General features: G+C 34.6%; 20 protein-coding genes and 5 pseudogenes. 12 read left to right on the forward strand and 13 right to left on the reverse strand.

The features are described 5' to 3' along the window. Positions 1–6 precede the first annotated feature (6 nt). On the forward strand, positions 7–636 hold the full coding sequence (locus HHU08_RS03440) for a DDE-type integrase/transposase/recombinase (RefSeq protein WP_169187801.1): 630 nt from the start codon (positions 7–9) through the stop codon (positions 634–636). Positions 637–1456: 820 nt separating this feature from the next. On the opposite strand, the pseudogene HHU08_RS03445 reads toward HHU08_RS03440, so the two are convergent. From HHU08_RS03445 to HHU08_RS25870, 6 genes and pseudogenes are all read right to left on the reverse strand, one after another. After that, positions 1457–1745: pseudogene (locus HHU08_RS03445) on the reverse strand (reverse transcriptase/maturase family protein); the annotation flags it as partial. Positions 1746–2269: 524 nt separating this feature from the next. Then, the gene (locus HHU08_RS03450) at positions 2270–2614 is read right to left on the reverse strand and encodes a hypothetical protein (protein WP_017697713.1); all 345 of its coding nucleotides are present in this window, start codon (positions 2612–2614) and stop codon (positions 2270–2272) included. Between the two features lie 565 nt (positions 2615–3179). After that, positions 3180–3452, reverse strand: coding sequence for a DUF3231 family protein (locus HHU08_RS03455; protein WP_235678795.1), 273 nt, complete (start codon positions 3450–3452; stop codon positions 3180–3182). 245 nt (positions 3453–3697) lie between these two features. Next, on the reverse strand, positions 3698–5137 hold the full coding sequence (locus tag HHU08_RS03460; protein WP_169187685.1) for a DDE-type integrase/transposase/recombinase: 1440 nt from the start codon (positions 5135–5137) through the stop codon (positions 3698–3700). Positions 5138–5250: 113 nt separating this feature from the next. Next, complete coding sequence (locus tag HHU08_RS25865; protein WP_169189599.1) at positions 5251–5523, reverse strand: DUF3231 family protein; 273 nt, start codon at positions 5521–5523, stop codon at positions 5251–5253. Next, positions 5504–5719, reverse strand: coding sequence for a DUF3231 family protein (locus tag HHU08_RS25870; protein ID WP_169189600.1), 216 nt, complete (start codon positions 5717–5719; stop codon positions 5504–5506). The genes HHU08_RS25865 and HHU08_RS25870 overlap by 20 nt, the downstream gene beginning before the upstream one ends. A gap of 428 nt (positions 5720–6147) precedes the next feature. On the opposite strand from HHU08_RS25870, the gene HHU08_RS25650 reads away from it, so the two are divergent. Together HHU08_RS25650 and HHU08_RS03480 are read left to right on the forward strand one after the other, a co-directional pair. Next, entirely contained in the window at positions 6148–6384 is a 237-nt protein-coding gene (locus HHU08_RS25650) for a hypothetical protein (protein ID WP_318010523.1), read from the forward strand. 23 nt (positions 6385–6407) lie between these two features. Continuing rightward, positions 6408–7091, forward strand: coding sequence for a DUF421 domain-containing protein (locus tag HHU08_RS03480; protein ID WP_169187802.1), 684 nt, complete (start codon positions 6408–6410; stop codon positions 7089–7091). Positions 7092–7516: 425 nt separating this feature from the next. Here the strand turns inward: HHU08_RS03480 and HHU08_RS03485 are convergent, their stop codons facing one another. Continuing rightward, positions 7517–7957 (reverse strand): cell wall hydrolase, encoded by a 441-nt coding sequence (locus HHU08_RS03485; protein WP_169187803.1) that lies wholly within the window; start codon positions 7955–7957, stop codon positions 7517–7519. 406 nt (positions 7958–8363) lie between these two features. Between HHU08_RS03485 and HHU08_RS03490 the strand changes: the two are divergent. The 4 genes and pseudogenes from HHU08_RS03490 to HHU08_RS03505 all read left to right on the forward strand — a co-directional run. Continuing rightward, positions 8364–9457 (forward strand): annotated as a pseudogene (locus HHU08_RS03490) (L-dopachrome tautomerase-related protein). 301 nt (positions 9458–9758) lie between these two features. After that, on the forward strand, positions 9759–10004 hold the full coding sequence (locus tag HHU08_RS03495) for a spore gernimation protein GerQ (protein WP_108897239.1): 246 nt from the start codon (positions 9759–9761) through the stop codon (positions 10002–10004). A 16-nt stretch (positions 10005–10020) separates the two neighbouring features. Next, the gene (locus HHU08_RS03500; protein WP_126409024.1) at positions 10021–10389 is read left to right on the forward strand and encodes a spore coat protein; all 369 of its coding nucleotides are present in this window, start codon (positions 10021–10023) and stop codon (positions 10387–10389) included. A gap of 18 nt (positions 10390–10407) precedes the next feature. Further along, positions 10408–10956: pseudogene (locus HHU08_RS03505) on the forward strand (alcohol dehydrogenase catalytic domain-containing protein); the annotation flags it as partial. Positions 10957–11045: 89 nt separating this feature from the next. On the opposite strand, the pseudogene HHU08_RS25875 reads toward HHU08_RS03505, so the two are convergent. The 3 genes and pseudogenes from HHU08_RS25875 to HHU08_RS03515 all read right to left on the reverse strand — a co-directional run. Then, positions 11046–11417, reverse strand: a pseudogene (locus HHU08_RS25875) (PBECR4 domain-containing protein); the annotation flags it as partial. Between the two features lie 252 nt (positions 11418–11669). Next, a complete protein-coding gene (locus HHU08_RS03510; protein WP_174752363.1) occupies positions 11670–12017 on the reverse strand; it encodes a spore coat protein in 348 nt (115 codons plus the stop codon). A 13-nt stretch (positions 12018–12030) separates the two neighbouring features. Next, positions 12031–12303 (reverse strand): hypothetical protein, encoded by a 273-nt coding sequence (locus tag HHU08_RS03515; protein ID WP_169189601.1) that lies wholly within the window; start codon positions 12301–12303, stop codon positions 12031–12033. Positions 12304–12698: 395 nt separating this feature from the next. Here HHU08_RS03515 and HHU08_RS03520 point away from each other — a divergent pair. The 4 genes and pseudogenes from HHU08_RS03520 to HHU08_RS25655 form a co-directional block, all read left to right on the forward strand. Continuing rightward, a pseudogene (locus HHU08_RS03520) lies at positions 12699–13163 on the forward strand (YetF domain-containing protein); the annotation flags it as partial. A 614-nt stretch (positions 13164–13777) separates the two neighbouring features. Next, the gene (locus tag HHU08_RS03525) at positions 13778–14365 is read left to right on the forward strand and encodes a YitT family protein (RefSeq protein WP_169187804.1); all 588 of its coding nucleotides are present in this window, start codon (positions 13778–13780) and stop codon (positions 14363–14365) included. A gap of 294 nt (positions 14366–14659) precedes the next feature. Continuing rightward, on the forward strand, positions 14660–15097 hold the full coding sequence (locus tag HHU08_RS03530; RefSeq protein WP_160549868.1) for a hypothetical protein: 438 nt from the start codon (positions 14660–14662) through the stop codon (positions 15095–15097). A 101-nt stretch (positions 15098–15198) separates the two neighbouring features. Next, positions 15199–15453 (forward strand): YetF domain-containing protein, encoded by a 255-nt coding sequence (locus HHU08_RS25655; protein WP_328823064.1) that lies wholly within the window; start codon positions 15199–15201, stop codon positions 15451–15453. A gap of 469 nt (positions 15454–15922) precedes the next feature. On the opposite strand, the gene HHU08_RS03535 is transcribed toward HHU08_RS25655, so the two are convergent. Further along, positions 15923–16717 (reverse strand): DUF3800 domain-containing protein, encoded by a 795-nt coding sequence (locus HHU08_RS03535; protein ID WP_169187805.1) that lies wholly within the window; start codon positions 16715–16717, stop codon positions 15923–15925. Positions 16718–17081: 364 nt separating this feature from the next. Here HHU08_RS03535 and HHU08_RS03540 point away from each other — a divergent pair, with 364 nt between their 5' ends. Next, complete coding sequence (locus HHU08_RS03540; RefSeq protein WP_169187806.1) at positions 17082–17654, forward strand: DUF3967 domain-containing protein; 573 nt, start codon at positions 17082–17084, stop codon at positions 17652–17654. Between the two features lie 116 nt (positions 17655–17770). Here the strand turns inward: HHU08_RS03540 and HHU08_RS03545 are convergent, their stop codons facing one another. Beyond that, complete coding sequence (locus HHU08_RS03545) at positions 17771–18901, reverse strand: Ger(x)C family spore germination protein (RefSeq protein WP_169187807.1); 1131 nt, start codon at positions 18899–18901, stop codon at positions 17771–17773. A gap of 4 nt (positions 18902–18905) precedes the next feature. Then, positions 18906–20000 carry a GerAB/ArcD/ProY family transporter gene (locus tag HHU08_RS03550; protein ID WP_169187808.1) on the reverse strand — a complete coding sequence of 365 codons (1095 nt, stop codon included), beginning with the start codon at positions 19998–20000 and terminating at the stop codon, positions 18906–18908. Positions 20001–20002 lie beyond the last annotated feature (2 nt).

The raw sequence follows: 20002 nt of genomic DNA on the forward strand, positions 1-20002 counted from the left end.
CATCGTATGCCGAAGGATGAATTTACACAATCTTATGGACTTGACTGCTTGTTTTATCGACTCTACTTAATTATCGATATTTTTAGTAGAAAAATCGTAGGTTGGGAGATTTGGGAGTCAGAGGAGGCAAAACACGCTGAAGATTTAATGAAGAAGACGATTATTAGTGAAAAAATCCAAGGTAAACCACTCGTTTTACATTCCGATAATGGCAGTCCCATGAAAGCCGCAACATTTCAGGTATTACTTGAAAAATTAGGGATCCAAAGCTCTTATTCAAGACCAAGAGTAAGTAATGACAATCCCTATTCTGAAGCAATGTTTCGGACTCTGAAATATCGACCTGAATTCCCGTACAGAGGCTTTGAAACACTTGAGGCTGCACGTGAATGGGCATTAAGATTTGTGAATTGGTATAACTGTATACATTTACACAGTGGTATAAATTTTGTGACGCCAGAACAATGCCACACAGGTGCGCATATTGGGATACTGAAAAAGCGCAAAGAAGTTTATGAACTAGCGAAACAAAAGCATCCAGAACGTTGGACGCGCTCAACTAGAGACTGGAGTGCACATGATTCAGTGGCTTTAAACCCAATAAAGGACAAGATAGAAAAGGATGGAACAAAATAGCCCCACTGCGACTGAGCTTGAACTACCCATTCCCTTCTCATCAAAGAACAGAATGAATTCTGTTCTTTGATGAGAAGGCCACCAAGCAAAGCGCGGTAGTTACCCTTACGTTCTTACACTAGTAAACAAGTTAAATGCGACAACTATCTTGACAAACACCGATTATACATAAGGAAATTCATGGCGATAAAGTGTATGTTCCCTTAGATCTAAGTAGGATTTGGGACAGGATACATTAAAATAAGCATATTCATTTGTGTATAGCAACTTCTAGGGTAATTGAGGGACAAGGTGAAAGGACACTTTCGTTTTAGGGTAATAGAATTATCCTAAGTGTTAGAGTAGCCAATAGGGACAATGCCCCTATGTCCCACCCACATACACTCAAGGACATTTACATCAATTTAAATAAAGGGTCTCAGAATCAATAAGAAACGCATTTTTTCTATTGGCTATCATAATCATATAATCATCCCGTCTTCCAAAAATGTAAGTAGGACATATTTTTGGAATAACAAAAGTTCCAACTTCAATTTTTATCTCCTTCTGGCTACTTCATTCCTAAAATAGATAGTAACGCTCTTCCTAAAAGAAATAATCTTTTAAAAATAAATTTCCTCAAGAAAGAAGCCTCCTTACAAAAGCACTATATAGGTCACGCTGGTAAAACTTAAATCATACATAAGCCATTCGCTGCCCAATATGCTTGAACGAAAAATCAAGATTCTCTTTTTTTATCACTCATAGTATCCCCCTCACTTCCTCATCCTCCCTTATATACCATAATATTGTCCATCATAGTTAAGAAGTTAGTGTCACTAAGTCTCCTATATTCAGGGTTTCGATTTCTTCTTTCCCCTTTTGTAAAAGACCGGGTTAATTCCCTTATGAACTGATCTAGTTCATTTAGATAGATGTTTGCTAAAATCGAACTGATGATTCCACCCTGCGGAGTCCCGCTGAATGTGTGTTGTGATATATCCATTTCTCCTATAACCGGCACGTAAGAATTTCCAGATAAGGTGGATGAATTTTTCATCTTGGATTCTTCTTTTCAGAATATCTACCAACTTGTGATGATTAATGTTATCGAAGAAGCTTTCAATATCATAATCACATATCTAATTATCACCCTCAATATAGAGCAACAAATCAAACAACCATTTGAAATCACAAGTGTTAAATATTATTGCCCCTTTTGTAAAATATGAATTAGAAAAAGCAAAAGATACGTATATGTCCATGCATTGGAGGAAGTTGCTGCAATGACCTATTTAATTGGTAAAGGTATGGACCCACAGACCACTTATATAACGAATCGAATCTTGGGAAATTAATGAAATGTTTAAAAAATGACTAGTTGATATGATCCATGCTATAGAGGAAAAACTAGTAGAAATGATTTAAAATGTTTAAAAGTATTTTTAAACTGTCAGCTCGAAAACAGTGGACTTGATGTTTATTAGGAGGACATTTTTTTATCTGGACCTAAGGAGAATTACATAATAAATAGAGTAATGGGCAGCTTTAAAGCTGTCCATTACTCTATTTCCCACTTTTGTCATCTTCTCTTACAAGAAGCAGTTCTAAACAAACGGTGTTGAAACTTATTAATCTATACCTTTTTAAATCATTATTCATCTATATTATCCGGGTCATTTACATCTTCAGGATCTTCAATTGGTTCTTCTGTATCAGGCACTAAATCAGCTTCATCATCTTTATTTTCATCTACATTATCTAGGTCATTTGCATCTTTAGGATCTTCAATTGGTTCTTCTGTATCAGGCACTAAATCAGCTTCATCATCTTTATTTTCATCTACATTATCTAGGTCATTTGCATCTTTAGGATCTTCAATTGGCTCTTCTATATCAGGTGGTGGTGGATCATTATCCTCTTCTACATTATTACACCCCATTAACATGATGGCAGATAGAAAAACTGCTGTTAATAGTCTTAACCACTTTAGATTCATTTTTTACCGCCCTTTCTATCGTCATTTATATTCCTAAATTATTTTCTCCGTTTATTATTTTTTTATTCTAATTTTTATTCTACAGGTTATAAGCATTACCCAAGCTAAGCCTCCATTAAGTTGGACAATACAATGAGGTGAAGTTTTGGGAGTAATTAATGCTAGGGAATCAGATATTGCCTCTTTTTAGGAAGATTATTAAGAGCTGAAGGTGATAAGGAGATGTTACTGTTACTAGTTGGGAACGTTGGAATAAATAAAAAAGGATATGATGATAAGGCATATCGTTAATAAAATGAAATTAGAAACTGAATCGTACTATAAGCTTTGAAAGCTTCAAAAAGGGGGGCCTGGATTTAAGATAATAAATTTGCCATTAAAAGGGTAATTTACCAGTTCAAATGCCTAATGCAGCACATCCGGAGTATTAGGAGGAGGGTTAAACAGACAAATCATATATTTACGTCTTAAATCAGCAGCCATCGAACTGGAATATACTATACGTAAAATTACATAATAAAGTTTGTTTTTCATTCGCCATTTAGTTTGCTCCAAATTCAAGTACTTAGGATTTGTAAAATTCATTCCTATCAATCGGTTGAGGGGGTTTCTCCATCCATCCGCGTTCAACTAAAATGTTAAATCCTTCCCCACCGTACTTCATTACATCCACAAAGAATAGGGACCACACAGCTGCTAAATCCTTTCTCATTGTAATAGATAGAGCGTATCCGAGAGCAGAAACACCAACTTGATTTGAAGAACCAATGAAAAACATAATTAACCTTTCGGAAAATGGTAATGTTGTTGAATCGGTTACCTCCATAGGTAGTGTCAAAAGATTTATGAAAACTACCTAAAGGGTTAGTTTCTCTCCTATTTACTGGATGGAGATGCGCCGCAATCGCTCTTGACAAACACGCCAATGGTTTGAGGATTGTTTAACAAGGGCGAAGGGAACAAAAGAAGGCATACCAAATAAGCCCTTGGTTGTTTCCATTTTAAACCATTGGCAAGTTCGGTTTGTCAAGAGTTCGCTCCGCCGATTGCTGAATTAGCTTAAGGGCTCAGCTAAACAAAAAGTTAGGCTTGTCTTTGTTCTACTATCCATTGTTGTGCTAATCCAATGAGCTTTGTCCAACGTGCTGGCATTGTTGGAAGCCCCTTGAGTTCTGGATTCACTACGGGCACTTTTCCTTCTAAGGCGGCATGCGGACGCAAAAAGTTAAAGTAGGCCGTAAATAAGGTGACGTATGAAATGGAACCATGTTCAGAGCCGAATCCATGAGTGGAGCGATAATTGCCCTTAAAGGTGCGGTTAAGTCTCTCAATTATTTGTTTCAGTGGTCTATATTCGGTCGAAACAGGGTCCTCATTGGTTAATCCAATGACCTGCTTCACATCGAATGAAATCCCATGTTGAGCGAAGAAATGTTGGGCTAAAAGATAGATTGGATTCCCGTCTACCACAAAGGTCAGATTTTCTGGAATCTCTTTCATCTTGATTAAGACCTCATCAATTGCTCGAATGGCTGTTGCTGTGTCTCGATTAGGCGACACCGGATACGAAAGAATAATCTTTTTCACGGCGTCAAAAAAGAAAAATAAATAATGCCATCGACCGTTTACTCTGATATACGTTTCATCACCGCAGAATTGGTCTGAAAGTTCATAGGGATAGTGATCCACATAAGGTTTAAGTAATAAAGCTACGCTATTTTCGTAGTTCAATACAGTCTGATGTGAAATCATCACTCCGTGTACGTCCTGCATAATCGCAGCTGTTTTACGGGCCGAAAGGCCATAGTTTACATGATAGGTTAGGATTAATCCTAATGTATGTGGTGATGCATAAATCTTTGATAAGTCAACGGCCGGCAGTTCTGGTGATTCCTTGGATAACGGCTGGAAATCGATATGAAACTGACGGAAAATGTATCTTAATTTAAATGCTTGAGGGTCCTTTTTGAACCTTTTCTTTTCTTTTGAAGTCATCCCATTGAGCTTCTTTTGATAATAAGAACAGTCATTGTTCTTGCACTTAAACACGTGAAAATCTTTTCTTTCTTTTATTTTCTCGAGAGTTTTGGAACAATGAGGACACTTCAGGATGGCTTCCTTAGAATAACGGTTCTTTTCACTGAAGAGCTCTGTACACACCTTGCATTGATACTGGCCTTTATCTCCATTGTTGGCATAAAGATAATCTGATGGAGCACCACACTTTGGGCAGTTCATGGATTTAGGTACGGAAACTTTTGCATTCTTACGCCTTTGAACAGGTTTAAGTGGTTTCCCGTTCTTCTCTAGATATTCACTAAGAAGAACTCGATAATCAAGCTGTTCCAGAACTTCAATGACCGGAAGGTCGTCCACTTGAAGTTTTCGATATGGTTTATTTACTGGCTGTTCAGTAGGCTTATCAAACATACTCTTACCAATCAATAAAGTAAGCAATGTTCGAATTAGTTGTTCTTGATAGTTTATAAAAGTTAATAAATAGGTTATAATTTGAGGGTACAAATTGTCACTTCCTTTTCTAGGTTGTTGAGAGTGTCGTAACCTCAATTATCCTTAGAATTCAGGGGGTGGCAATTTTTTTGCTTATAAAGCCCTCTCAGATAGGATTTAATAACCTATTTACTATAAAAGTTTTGACAATACGCCTCCATAGTCAGGGGGGTACCCATGAAATTACAATTTCCCTTCAAAAATTTTGAAAATGCTTCTATTTGTCTTTCAGTAAGTTTTTTTCCTTTTAATAAGTAATCTTTTATTTCTTTGTCTTTCATTACCTGTATTAATCCCATTAAAAGAACTAGACCAATTGTATTTCTTTCAACTGCTGCAAAAAGTTCTCCTATTTCTAAAGTATTTAAAGGTCTTTTCTCACCAAACCATGTATTTATTAACGATGTTGTGTTGTATAAATTCTACACTTTTTGGGTATTCCATATTTGGTGGTCTATCATTTAAACTTTTTAAACTCATAAGATTTAACGCTTTCCCATGTAATTCTGTTTCACTATATAAACATTCCGAAAAAAGTTGATAAATATCGCTGCGAGTAACTTTAGCAAGAACAGTACCATAATATGGAATGATTACATTACTAAAAAACGGTAATACTAAAAAGGCAGCTCAAAGAGTTTGAATTCAAAAATATCTGTTACCTTTTCATTTAAATATAGGGGTGATATCAATAGATAATATATTTGAACATCTTAAGGAAATACGTTTATTAGAAGATAAGCTCTATCATTTAGAATTAAATGGTTGGCTAAAAATGAGTTTTTAACTTGGGAATGGTGGATACTAGTCGTTTTTTTAGTTGTGCCTTGGGTTATATGGGCTAAACTTGTTAAACGAGACATTATTTTAGAAATTTTGTTATTTGGTACCATAATTATCATAACAACAACCTTATTAGATGTAGTTGGCTTACAATATAGGTTTTGGGATTATCCAATTGCATTCTACCTATTATTCCTAGGGCCTTTCCCTTTGATTTTTCAATGATACCTGTAGCTTACATGTTGTTATATCAATATTTTAGAACATGGAAATCTTTTATTTTAGCCCAGATCATTATGGCACTAACATATGCATTTATAGGTGAACCCTTTTGCGAGTGGGTCAAATTTGTTAATTATATAGAGTGGAGATACAGATATTCATTCATATATTACTTCATTGTTGGAATTGTAACTCGAGCTTTAATTCTAAAACTTGCCTCTTTATCTAAACCTCAAGATCTTACAACTAAGTAAAATTTAAATTGGAGGAAAAGACTTTGGAAGAAGTTACTATTGGTTTACTGACGATTAAAGTCATCGTTGGTTTTGCTACTTTATTTTTTATTATTATCATAACAGGCAGAACGTCCATCTATCAGTTAACCCCGTTTCACTTAGTTTTTGTGTTAGTACTTGGAGATTTATTAGGAAATACCATTTATCAAGATAAGATAGGGATTTTTCATTTTTTATATGCCATCGGATTGTGGACGTTTCTTATGTTGGGAATAGAGTTTATGACTCTAAAAAATAAATCGACACGTTCTCTCTTATTAGGCAATCCTAACATCATCATTCGAGATGGTGTTATGGACAGAAAGTTACTTACAAAGAACAAATTGGATGTAAATCAAGTATTGAGTATACTCCGTCAAAATAATGTCTTTTCAGTTCGCGAAGTCAAATACGGTATATTGGAAGCTAATGGGCAAATAAGTTTATTATTAAAATCCAAGTATCAAAAACCAGACAAGCAAGATCTCAATCTTCCAGAAAGTCCAGTAGACCTCCCAACGTCGTTAATTATAGATGGGGAAATTATATGGGATAATTTACATGAACTCGGATTTGATCAACAGTGGTTAGATAACCAATTAACTACCAATGGATTTGATAATGTAAAGCGTATACTTTACGCAGATTGGCGAGAGAGTGAAGGCATACATGTAAGTCCTAAATAAAATTTGTTAGGATAAGAGCACATCAATTTTCTTGGTGAATAAAAACTTTAGTCTTCAACAATCAGGCGCTTTAATGAAGTAACTAAAGCCTAATTTTTCACTTATAACACCGAGAAATTAGATATTTTGATTTCCTTAACGTTGTAAATCCGCATTTTCCTGACGCTACCCCCTATAGAATGAGCTAATCGCAAAAATTCGGACCGAAAAAAGAAAAAGTGATTTTATTGGAAATCCTCCTTTGAAATTGAATATGTAAGAAATGAATAAAACCATTAGCCATCAAGGGAACCAAAACCATGTTTATAGGGGATTATAATTAACATAATCATGTTTATAGACACTGAAAAAAGGATCTTCCAGTAAGAAAATCCTTTTTTTTGCTGCTAAAAGTTTTAGTTTTTAAAAATATTCGAATCTTTTCCTCAACGACTATAAACGCTTTCACATGTTCCAGGCGCTGGTTCATAAAAACAATGTTGTTTAAATTGACCACTAAAAGGTTGGCCATACCATGTTGGAGGACACGGACCATATGGATTAAAGTACCAAAGAGCATATTTCGCTGGGTAATCTCTCCAATATTCCAAATTCTTTCTTGCTAATCTTCTTTCAGATTCTCTTGCTCGTTGATAAAATATATTGCCTTTTTGCACAGCTTCAAAGGAGTAATTTCCCCCTTGTACTTGAAAAATAACATCTTCAATGGTCCTTACATCCATGAAATCCGCACAATCAGCTACAGCACGGTTTACAATCACGTTTCCAACATATAGCATCCCCTGTACTCCTTCACCTTCAGCCTCTGCTCTCATCATCCTTGCCATTAAATCAACGTCTGCATCTCGGTAAGCGACTCTTGCCATTTTTCCACCTCCAAAATACAGTATGAAAAAAAGCAACATTCATGTCTCTTTTTTACAATTTGTTAGGATAAGAGCACATCAATTTTCTTGGTGAATATAAACTTTAGTCTTCATCAATCAGGCGCTTTAATGAAGTAACTAAAGCCTAATTTTCCACTTATAACACCGAGAAATTAGACTTTTTATATTTTGATTTCCTTAACGTTGTAAATCCGCACTTTCCTGACGCTACCCCACTTGGGACGTGATTTAAGTCGCGTTAGCGATTTTGTTCTTCCGACCGACTTTAGTTGTTGAATCGATAGAGGTTAATGTTTTATAGAAAAAAACTTATTAAGAAACATGCACTAGAAAAAATATAAATCATATATAGGTGATATCCCGTTTGATGCTTAAGGAGGATATGATGATACCTATGTTACCTAGTGAAAAATATTTCGGTAATTTTGAACTGGTTTATCCATTTTATGGGGCTATGCCTACAGGTGTTACTGTTTCAGAAACCGGTCGTATTTTCATTTGCTTCCCGAAATGGGGAGACGATGTTAAATTTACGGTGGCGGAAATTGTTGAGGATAAATTGCAGCCTTATCCTAATTTACAAACCAATTTGGTTAACCCCGAGAATTTTACAAGGACTTTTATCAGTGTCCAAAGTGTAGTTGCTGATGGAAGGGGAACACTTTGGGTATTAGATACAGCTGCACCCAATTTTTCTGAACCTATTAAAGGGGGGGCAAAATTAGTCGCTGTTGATCTAGAAACGAATACAATAAGAAAAGTATATACCTTTACAGAAGATGTTGTCCTGCCTACAACTTATTTGAATGATGTCCGTTTTGATTTTCGTGTTGGAAAAGCAGGGTATGCTTATATAACGGATTCTTCTTCAACAGGACCAGGAGCTATAATCGTCGTAGATTTAGCAGATGGAACGCCTTCAGACGGTTAAATGGGGCAAATTCAACTTCACCCGATCCCTATTTTATACCGAAAGTAGAAGGAAAAGTATTAATGAATCGAAATAAAGATGGCAGTACTTCTCCATTTAGACTGGCTTCTGACGGTATTGCGATTTCGCCTGATGGAAGGGTATTATTTTTTTGTCCACTAACCAGTCGTCATCTGTTCTCGATCACAACAGAAGCCCTGAGAGACAGAAGCATACCGGACATGGAATTACCTTATCATGTGGAGTATTGGGGAGAAAAAGGTGCATCTGATGGAATGATCACTGATGCAAAGGGAACTGTTTATGCTGGAGATTATGAACACAACTGTATCCGCAAGATATTGCCAAATGGCACAATGGAAACGATCATACATGACCCGAGAATGTTGTGGCCGGATACTTTTTCAATTGGTCCGGATCAATATTTGTATGTCATTGTGAACCAATTACATCGACAGCCTAGATTTCATTATGGAAAAGACTTACGACAGAAACCTTATAGTTTACTTCGTATCAAAATTGATGAATTTCCTGCTCCGACCTTTTGATAATAAATAAACTTAAAATTAGGAACAGTTTATTTGGTAAATGTTAAACTGTTCCTGGAAATTTTTATAATGTTGGTAAGTTCAATTCTGTATTTATATTTCGGACTTACGATATATCTGGTTGAACATTTTTTTTGTACATGAAAAAAGGACCGCAGCAGCCATCATCCCCAGCTACACAAATTAATGAATTCCTCCCATTTATGAATTTTACCGATTATAAAAAACCTTAAAGAATGTTTCCTCCTATTTTTGGAACAATACAATTGATTGTATTAACGAATAAGGAGGTTAAGTAGAAATGGATAATCAAAAATTAGCCGATCATGAATCATTGGATTTGCATGAAGTTATTAATTTCAAAACCCTTTGCTTAGCGAAATCAAAACTAATGCAAGGATTGGTATTTGATCAAGATTTGAGAGCGTTAATGCAAAAAGATGTTGAACAATCCATCGAAGCGCTTGGGGAATTACAGGCAATTTATCAACGTGCACCTTTTGAAGCTCCTGTTCCTCAAAACCGTCCAACGCCAATAGTCAATTGAAAAGGAGGCAAATTCATTGAACCATGACTATTTAGACCCTATAAACTCACTGCACGTACCAGAGCTGGCAGATACCACATTTGCGATGGATTTACTTCTTCGTGCCAAAGAAGGCGTGCGCAATATTGCTGTCGCATTAACGGAGTCCGCATCACCTGATGTTAGAACGGTCTTACGAAACCAGTTAATGCAAGGGATTGCCATGTACCAAGAAATTACAGAACTAATGATTAATAAAAAATGGTTCCATCCATACGAACTAAGTGAACAGTATAAACTAGATCAACTTTCAGCCAACAATACCTTGATGATTGGCAAAATGAATCTATTTCCTGTTGAGACCAATAGAAAAGGTATGTTTGACCGGACACCTGATGAACACTAACACTGGAGGCTGTGACCAATGAAGGCAGTAACATATCAAGGTATTAAAAATGTTGTAGTGAAAGAAGTTCCAGATCCAAAGATTGAAAAACCAGATGACATGATTATCAAAGTAACGAGTACAGCTATATGCGGGTCTGATTTACATTTAATTCACGGCATGATTCCTAACCTGCAAGAAAACTATGTTATTGGTCATGAACCAATGGGAATCGTCGAAGAAGTTGGTCCAGGCGTGACCAAACTAAAAAAGGGAGATCGTGTCATTATTCCTTTTAATATAGCATGCGGTGAATGCCATTACTGTAAAAATCATTTGGAAAGCCAATGTGATAATTCAAATGATAATGGTGATATGGGTGCCTATTTTGGATATTCTGGTACGACGGGGGGCTATCCAGGTGGGCAAGCTGAATATTTAAGAGTGCCATTTGCCAACTTTACTCATTTCAAAATTCCAGAGACTTGTGAAGAACCAGATGAAAAGTTAGCAGTTATTGCCGATGCGATGACTACTGGTTTTTGGAGTGTTGACAATGCAGGCGTAAAGGATGGAGATACCGTTATAGATACACCACCTTCATTGAGTGAACAAACGACTAATGCATCAACATCAAGATTTGTGTTTAAACCGTCATTTGAAAAGACAATTACTGTTGGGTTTTGAACAATTTGATGTACAAATGGAAAATACAGCATTCGATTTCTTTTTGATTTGAACCATGTCCTATCTGTAGCTTTCAAAAAGTCAAAAGTGAGCGTTCCATTTTCTAGCTTTTGATAACCTGTTTTACCAGCATACTCATGTTTATTTTTAAGCTTAGCCACTATGTATTGAATCCCTAATAAGTGACACAGGTTTTCTTCTTTGAAACGCAGTTTAATCGATGGTCTATCGGTATCATCTAATTCAAAATGAAAAACTCTTCCACATAAATGTTCCTTGTAAAACTCTTGGAATAGTTGAAGGGAAACGTCTTTTATATTTGGTTTTTTCTGTATCGTAAGTAAATCTGTAACTGATAACATTTCTTAATTTCCCCTAAAACGAAAAATTGACCCTGGAAACATCATCTCCATTATTACACCCTAATAACAAGAAAATTGAAAGAAAAACCGTTGATAAAAGTTTCATCCACTTAAGATTCATCTTACCGCCACCCTTTCGATTGTTGTAAATTCTAAATTATTTTCTAGGTTGGTTAACAACTAACCAACCTTTTGTCTCGCATAACTATTGTTGTTTTACCTTGAGTTTATTCTTCTTGAACACGTGTTCTTTTATTGTATTACATTACCTCTATATGGATCTTGACTTTGCATGTAGTTAGAAAATTGCTGAACCGATTGTTGAATAGTTTGTGGAGTTTCTTTTTCCAAACCGTACCATCCGTTTTTAAACATTAAGTTATATAGATTGCGGTGACAGTCTTCTGTTTCTTGGGAAACAGACGCTATTGTACGATACAACGATTCATGGCTAGCTTCTTTTAATGCAGTCGAGTATGAGGAAGATATATATTTTTCCGTAGTTAAGGCATCGTTTAGAAAATCTCTATCGTTCATTTGCGGCGTCTTAGGGACTGGTGTTTCAGGATTTTTAATCCTATTTGGAGTATTATTTTCCACTATAGTTTCCTCCTTATTGATTCATATTTTGTGAAGGTTGAGATACATACTGTTGCATCTGTTGAAGCAGCTGTTGATAGTGTCGATCATGCATTTGTCCAGCTTGTTCAAGTGCTGCTCTTACTTCGGGATTTTGACATTGTTGAGCGAAAAAATGCATTTTCTTCATCGCAAGTAAATTCCAGCTTAACATATCGTTTACATAGAGATGATCCTTTGTTGACATTATTTCAGGCGGTTGTGTCATTAAAGCTTGTGCTTGTTGATTATTCATACCCGTCTGCATTTGTTGCATGATGTTTCCTCCTGTTAACAATGTTGTAATCACTTTAGGTAGATTGCCACACAGCGGTCAAAAATATGCAGGTATTTTAGACTAGTTTTAAAGACCCCCCCACCTCTAGATAGCATTAAATACTCCCCACCTATACTTAGGTGGGGAGTATTTGTGGCTAAACTAAATATTAATTTATCCTATTCCAGACCCTGTTTAAATCTAAGGGGACATAGACTTTATCACCATGAATTTCCTTATGTATGATAGGATTGGTAAAACTTTCATCTAAATAATTTTCAATTATTTTCTTATGTCTAGCTCGTGGTTTTGTTCCTAAAATATTTTCAGTATAGTCCTTGTACATTACTAATGTATACCTCGCTTTTTTCACCATTTTCTTGTTTATAGAATTCGCTGTATTAGAGGCAACAGGGGATTTATCCGTCATGTTAAAGAAAGAAAACCATCCATTAACAGCAAAGGATCTAAACTTGACGGTTGCTTCAATTAAAGAGTCTCAGACTGTTATTATGGATGGTGTGATAATGGATGAACCACTTGCGACGATTGGACGAAGCCGTGCTTGGTTACACACTGAATTAGAAAAACTTGGTGTAACGGTAGAAAATGTTTTTCTTGGACAAGTTAATTCCTATGGAGAGTTAACAGTTGACCTGTTTGACGATCAATTACAAGTCGCATCTCCTCAAGAAAGACCTTTAATTCTTTCGACCATGAAAAAGTGCCAAGCAGACTTAGAGCTGTTTGCTCTTGGAACCGAATCAAAAGAAGCTAAGCAAATGTATAGTAAAAATAGTGAAAAACTACAAGAAGCTATTGATAAAGTGATGCCTATTTTAAAAGGATAATGGTTTATTTCGCTATCTTGGATGATCTTAAGACACATAACAAAAAAGTAGTACCATTTTTTTATATAATATCATTAAGTCGAATCTTGAAAATAAAATCTTTGGAAAAATATTTTTTTAAAATTGATTCGGGTATATGTATATATAGAAAGTTTTTCTTCAGCCGTTAAATTTAAAAACGCTAGGAAATTTTTTCAACTAAATATTCTGCTACAAATGATGTAAATACTCTAGAAGGAAGTCGTGATACCTATTCGTTAGTAGGGAAAGAGCAGAAGTATCAAAATCGTATTTATGTTATCGCCTAGTGTAAAATAAAGGGAGTAAACTGGGAATGCACCTATATCATATATTATAATTGAATAAATTTAATGTCTATCTGCAAAAACTGCCTCACCTCGGGTAGTTTTTTTGTATCATTAATAGACATTTTCCTTTAAACAGGGTTACTTGACCTACAAGGGCTAGGGTTATTAGTTATCGTTTTTTTGCGCTTATGTTGCGTCTACTTGCACTTCAGAAGTTATATTCAGTGAAGTAAAAGTTGTCTATAATTCTAACGTTTTTGGCATATACATAGAACACGTCCATTTAGACAGGAGAGTTCTTAATAAATGCCATATTTTATGAAAGCAGTTGCTATTCTTGTAGGCAGCATGTCAATAGCGTTGGGAATAAATACTTTTTTAATACCAAACAAAGTTTTAGATGGCGGAATTATTGGCCTAGGTTTAATTATTAGTTATTTATTAAATACAAACGCCGGGTTCACGATAATGGTATTGAGCATCCCCATTTTTGCTCTAGCTTGGTTTAAGTATCGTTCATATTTTTTTAATAGTTTGCACGGTATGCTTTTATCATCATTTTTTATTGACCTTTTTCATAACGTTAATCAAGTTCCTATAAAATTTTCACCAATTCTTAGTTCATTTACAGGTGGTGTATTCATTGGTTTTGGCATTGGTCTTATGCTTCGCTTCGAGACAAGCACAGGTGGAACAGATTTATTAGCCCAGTACTTTTCTGAATTCATTAAAATTAATGTTGGGATCATCATTTTCATTATGGATGTTTTTGTTATTTGTCTTGGGGGTTTATTCGTTTCAACAGAAACTTTCTTTCTTTCGGCTATAACTATTTCATCTGGTGGAATAACTACAAGCCTTTGCACTTGGAATTTTAAAAGCAATGATTATTGACCAAGTAATTCCAATTAATAACAATTAGGCAACTGTCTAGTCATTGGACAATCGCGGAGCATATGATGAAATTGTTATTATCAAATAGGTAAAAATCATTAACAAGGATGTTTTAATAAAAGGTTTGTGTCATTTTGAATAATTTACTTTTGATAAGTCTATTATCAATTACCGGAGGCCACTTACCTTTTCATAACCAGAAGCATTAACGAAATTTACCTATTTGTACTTTTAAACATGTCGATTGTTTTTTGAATATTATGGATGAAAATTATGGTCGGGAGATGAAGAGGAGTGGAAGAAGTAGAAGAAATACAATATCGTGAAGAGTTGCTGAAATGGTGTGATAACATTTATTTGCATTGGGAAAGAATGAAACCAAGGTTTTCAAAATTATTTGATTTGAAGACCTTAGAGGAATGGGAAGAGTCATGTCGTGGGTTGAAAGAAAAATTACAGATAGATACAGAAGCTGATCTTGATGAATATCACACAGCAAAAAACTTATATGAACAGTGGGAAATGTTGTATGGAGAATCAATAAGTGGTAAAGAAGACGTTAATTCCGATGTGAGGGAAGGTGTGGAGTTGTCCACTCAATCTGATCGCGAAATCGAATTGTCGGATCGGGAAAGTGATAAAGAGGACGAACTTATACGGGTGACAATTAATTTGGAAATACCGAGACAGGATTTAAGGAAAATTTTATTAGACTATAAAATGGAAGTCTAGCCATCCCAAATAGAGAGGGGTCAAAATTCGTATAGAGAAAACGCCAAACCCTATGTTCAAGGTGTTGGCGTTTGTTCATTTTTTACTCTTTATAAATAGTTATTTACACAACACTATTATTAAATTCCAAGTATCAAAAACCAGACAAGCAAGATCTCAATCTTCCAGAAAGTCCAGTAGACGTCCCAACATCTTTAAAAATAGATGGGGAAATTTTATGGGATAATTTACATGAACTCGGATTTGATCAACAGTGGTTAGATAACCAATTAACTACTAATGGATATAATAATGTAAAGCGTATACTCTATGCAGATTGGCGAGAGAGTGAAGGCATACATGTAAGTCCTAAATAAAATTTGTTAGGATAAGAGCACATCAATTTTCTTGATGAATATAAACTTTAGTCTTCAACAATCAGGCGCTTTAATGAAGTAACTAAAGCCAAATTTTTCACTTATAACACCGAGAAATTAGACTTTTTATATTTTGATTTCCTTAACGTTGTAAATCCGCATTTTCCTGACGCTACCCCTCCTATAAATTGTAACATTTTAGGAGGTGTAAATTCACTGGGAATTAGAGTAAAGATTTTTAATAAAATTCTTAAATTAAGTACTGATTATTTTTATACCTATAATAACCAGTATTTTTAGATTCAATACTTAACAATACTTATGTATTGAATTTTAAACAAATCCTTTATTAATACGATTTTTAATAAACGAAATTTTCCGTCCATTGATTTAGTTTACATAATATCGAAATCAAACCCCAATTTTGGGGTAAGAGGATCAAAAAAAAGCACCTTCAAAAAAAGATGCTTTACTTCCAATATTCATAATGATTTGCAATGAAGATCTGTAAATAATCATTAAAATTAATTTCCGTTAACTCTCTGACATTACTCCATTCAAAATACTTAATATTGCTAATCAACGAGTAGAATTTAGGGTTTTTTAGAAGGCTAATTATTACTGAATTTCTAATTTGATACTGTTTTGATTCTGAATCAGGTTTATTTTCAATAATATTCCGAATAACACCGAGTAAGAGATCTGTTATCTCCACCCCTATTTCTTCCCCTTTTGGCACTAACTGACTTGTTAATACCACATAATGTTCTCCCCGATACAATGATTGAATATTGAGCTGCTCTTTTATTAAATCATTTAACTGAAAGCTTTTATATTCTGTAGAGTCTTCTATGTAGATGTCAGTTGTGATGTCTACAGTACGACCATATCCCCTCAAAAGACCATATATTATACGTTCTGGGAATTTTGTATAAATCATCCTATCGATTAAATCCTCACCAAATCCCCTTCTATTCGCTAACATTGAGTAGTCATAATGAATAACGTTAAATTTAAGCAAATGATGATATTCAGCAATAAGATTTAAAGCCTTAACGATATTTGTACGATAATCAGCTTTACCCGTAACATCTTTCCAGTGAAGCTTTACGGTTCCATCTCTTAATTGTTGGGATAAAGCTTCAATTTCTGGTAAAGAATAGATCTTAGAAGGAATTGAAAGTCCACCCATAAGATTAGGTTTATCCTTTCTTTTCCCACTCTCATCAAAAAACACTTTTATATTTTCATTTTGAACCATCATTTTCCCCTCTTCGGAAGGTTGACAAAGAATATATTATTAGGTAATATTGGTTTACATATCAGTTCTCACTCTGGTAGTGCGAACTATATAAAGACAAAACATTCACTCATCCTGGTGATGCGTGAAATTTGTTGCTTACCTAACTGCCTACCTTGGTAGTTTTATTTATTTTCTTTTCTTACATAATAGCATGATTTAAAATTTTCAAACACTTCCTAATTTCAGGGAAGTGTTTTTTATAGTTAAAACAATAATATAAATCGGACAATACTTTAATCTGACGATAAATCGAATATCAGTTCCATCTGTCCAAGCTTTCTATCTTTCTATACAATAACGGTAAATGAGATCGGAGGTTTTTACTATGAGTGGAACGGACGGAACACTAACTGTAAGAGATATGACGAACCGTTTGAACATTGGTGACAGTACATTGCGTAAATGGTGCTTATCTTTAGAAGAACACGGTTATAACTTTTACAGAACGGATCAGAACAAGAGGATATTCACGCAGCAAGACTTAATCGTTCTCCAACAATTTCAAAAACTTGTTCAAGAGAAAAACATGTCAATGAATAACGCTTCTTTAGTAGTAACAACAAAGCATCAGAAGGCACCGTTCTCTGATGAGACGGAAATAGAACAGGAAAACAACGTTCCTTCAATGCGTTCTGATAATCAATTTATCGAACGTTTGATGACATACATAGAACATCAAGAAGAACGCCAAAAACAGCAAGAACAGTTTAACAAAGCATTATTGGAACGGTTAGATCAACAACAGAAATACATAGAAGAACGGCTTAATAAGCGTGACGAAACACTGATCCAATCATTAAGGGAAGTCCAGGAGACAAAGAAGCTAATTGCAGCTGCAGAAGAGAAAAGGGAAGAAGAAAGCAAGAAAGGGTTCTTTCAACGCTTATTCGGTAAATAACAGTGGATTTAAGGATACGTGGTGTTTTGATTTATGAATGCGATACTTGTGGTACATTCTTCAACACTTGGGTCGTGGTTAAGTCGCGTTAACGATTTTGTTCCTAAAAAAACATGTTAATCAACTGCTCCAGTTCGCTTAATTTCCACCTTTATATTTGGTTTTATCTTTAGTGCTGAATATTTTTGTCTTAAATCTCCCTCAGTTAAATGGGAATATTTTCTAACACTTCTTATTTTTCTTCCGATTCCGATGGGATCCGTATTTAAATTTTTAAATTCCTCAAGTATATATCCAAATTCTTTGTTTAGGGCTTCACCAATTAGTTGCTCCATTTTGTTTAGTGAATCTTTATTTTTCACAGAAATAGATGGTTGAAATTCTAATGTTGAAACGGAAATCGTTGCATTTAAATGAACCAATTCTTCGTTCTTTATTTCAATGTTTCCTTTGTACTTTATTGGATGAAGTGTAATCTTATAAATATCACTTTTAGGAAGGTTGAGTTCGGCCATACCTCTTTTCTCTAGTTCTTCAGCAGCAATCTCTACAGTTATATCCCCTAAAAATGCCTTATTATTTGTGAATAATTTTATGTAAAGGGTGTTTATCAACGAAATAGATCCAACAATTTTATCTTCTTTGAATAATGCAACACCATCTATAGAAGGTGCTACCCCATTTGCATTTTTTATCATGGGTAGGGTAGGATCGATACCAATTTCATATAGTGTGGTTATAAAATCATGTAAGTTGGAGTTGACTAACATTTCTTTCTTTTCGTGTTTATCCAATAGTTGATAGATATAGGATCCCATTTCGGGATATTCTTCATAGTTTTTATTTTTAATCGTCTCCTCAGCATTATCAGTAATGGCCAAAAAGATTAAATAACTGATACTGCTATCTCGTTGCATAGAATCCAGAAAAGAAGAAATTCCTACTGTTTCTGCCATATTTTTATTAAACAGTATGGTCCTTAATTGACCAGACGTAATATCATGGCTTGTCTGTTCCTCTAGTTTTTGTCTGATTTGTTTATTAGTCGTTCCGTCGGCAGAAAGGGTTACACTTGTCTTTTCTTCTTTTCGGTCAAATTGTAACAAACTGATAGTGCCTTTGTATGTATTGTCATCAAGCAAGTCAAAACCAATAATCGTTGAAATTCCTTGCATTTCTATTATTTTTTCAGGGGCCATACATGCAGTACAAAGAAGAGAACACAGCAGAATAACAATTTTTTTCATTCTTTCAACTCCTTCTGGAACGAGTATTGATTTTTGATTTTATAATGGTTATTCCATACAAGAAAATCGGATAGATAAACCACAGAAAAAATCCAATTTTGCCAATTTGATCAAAAAAATAATTATTATCTACTCTTTTAGTAATTAAAAAACTGCAGATAAAAGGGATAATGGAGATGAGCCATATTCCATATTTCTGTTTTATATGAAAAATCTGTTTAATACCCATGGAAGAAATATACAGAGTGATACATAGGTTTGGAAAAATAACTAAAATCCATAATGGAACCGCAACAAATTCAAAGCGCTCAATAAATGGAAAATGGACCGTGCTAATCATGCTGACAACAGGCCATACATTCTTCTCTAATTCTTTCGCGCTAAAAAATAAAATAGAAACAACAGTTGTTATTAAAACAAGAATGGTCGTAAACCAGACTGCTATTTGACTAAACAGCTGTAGTTTATTTTTCTCCTTTATAAATGGAAAAATAAAAAATAACGTCTCGAAACCTAACATTGTATAACTGCTCTTGAAAACTCCTTTCATAATTTCTGAAGGAGTTGTCGTCATAATAGGTAAAATCCTAGTTAGGTTTATGGTTTGAAGTGGTTGGTACACAACAAATAGCAGCCATATAGTCAATAAAAAGGATAAGAAGCAAACACCGGTCACTACTCTAAATCCGCCGGATACAGCATAAATGGTTAATATTAATAAAACCAATACCCCGACCCATTCATAGACACCTTCATATCCCCATGTTAGTGACAACTCGACATAACTAATGGTAATCGAATAATGGACGGCAATAAAGTAAATGACAATAAGGAAGTTAAAAATACTACCAATCAAGCGTCCGAATATATGTTCATGAATTTCAAAAAGAGTACCACCTTCATTTTTTTTTAGGATAGAAATCATTAACCATGTAATCAAGCTAACGAATAAACCAGATAGTAAAATGGATATCCAAGCATCTTTTTTTGATTCTAGATACACAATTCTTGGAACTTCAAGAATTCCCATACCAATTTGCGAAGTGTGTATGATATAAAACGCCATAAAGGCGTTAACAAATCGTATATTTGATTTCATTT

The sequence above is a fragment of the Niallia alba genome, assembly GCF_012933555.1.
In the GTDB taxonomy this organism is placed as follows: Bacteria; Bacillota; Bacilli; order Bacillales; family Cytobacillaceae; genus Niallia; species Niallia alba.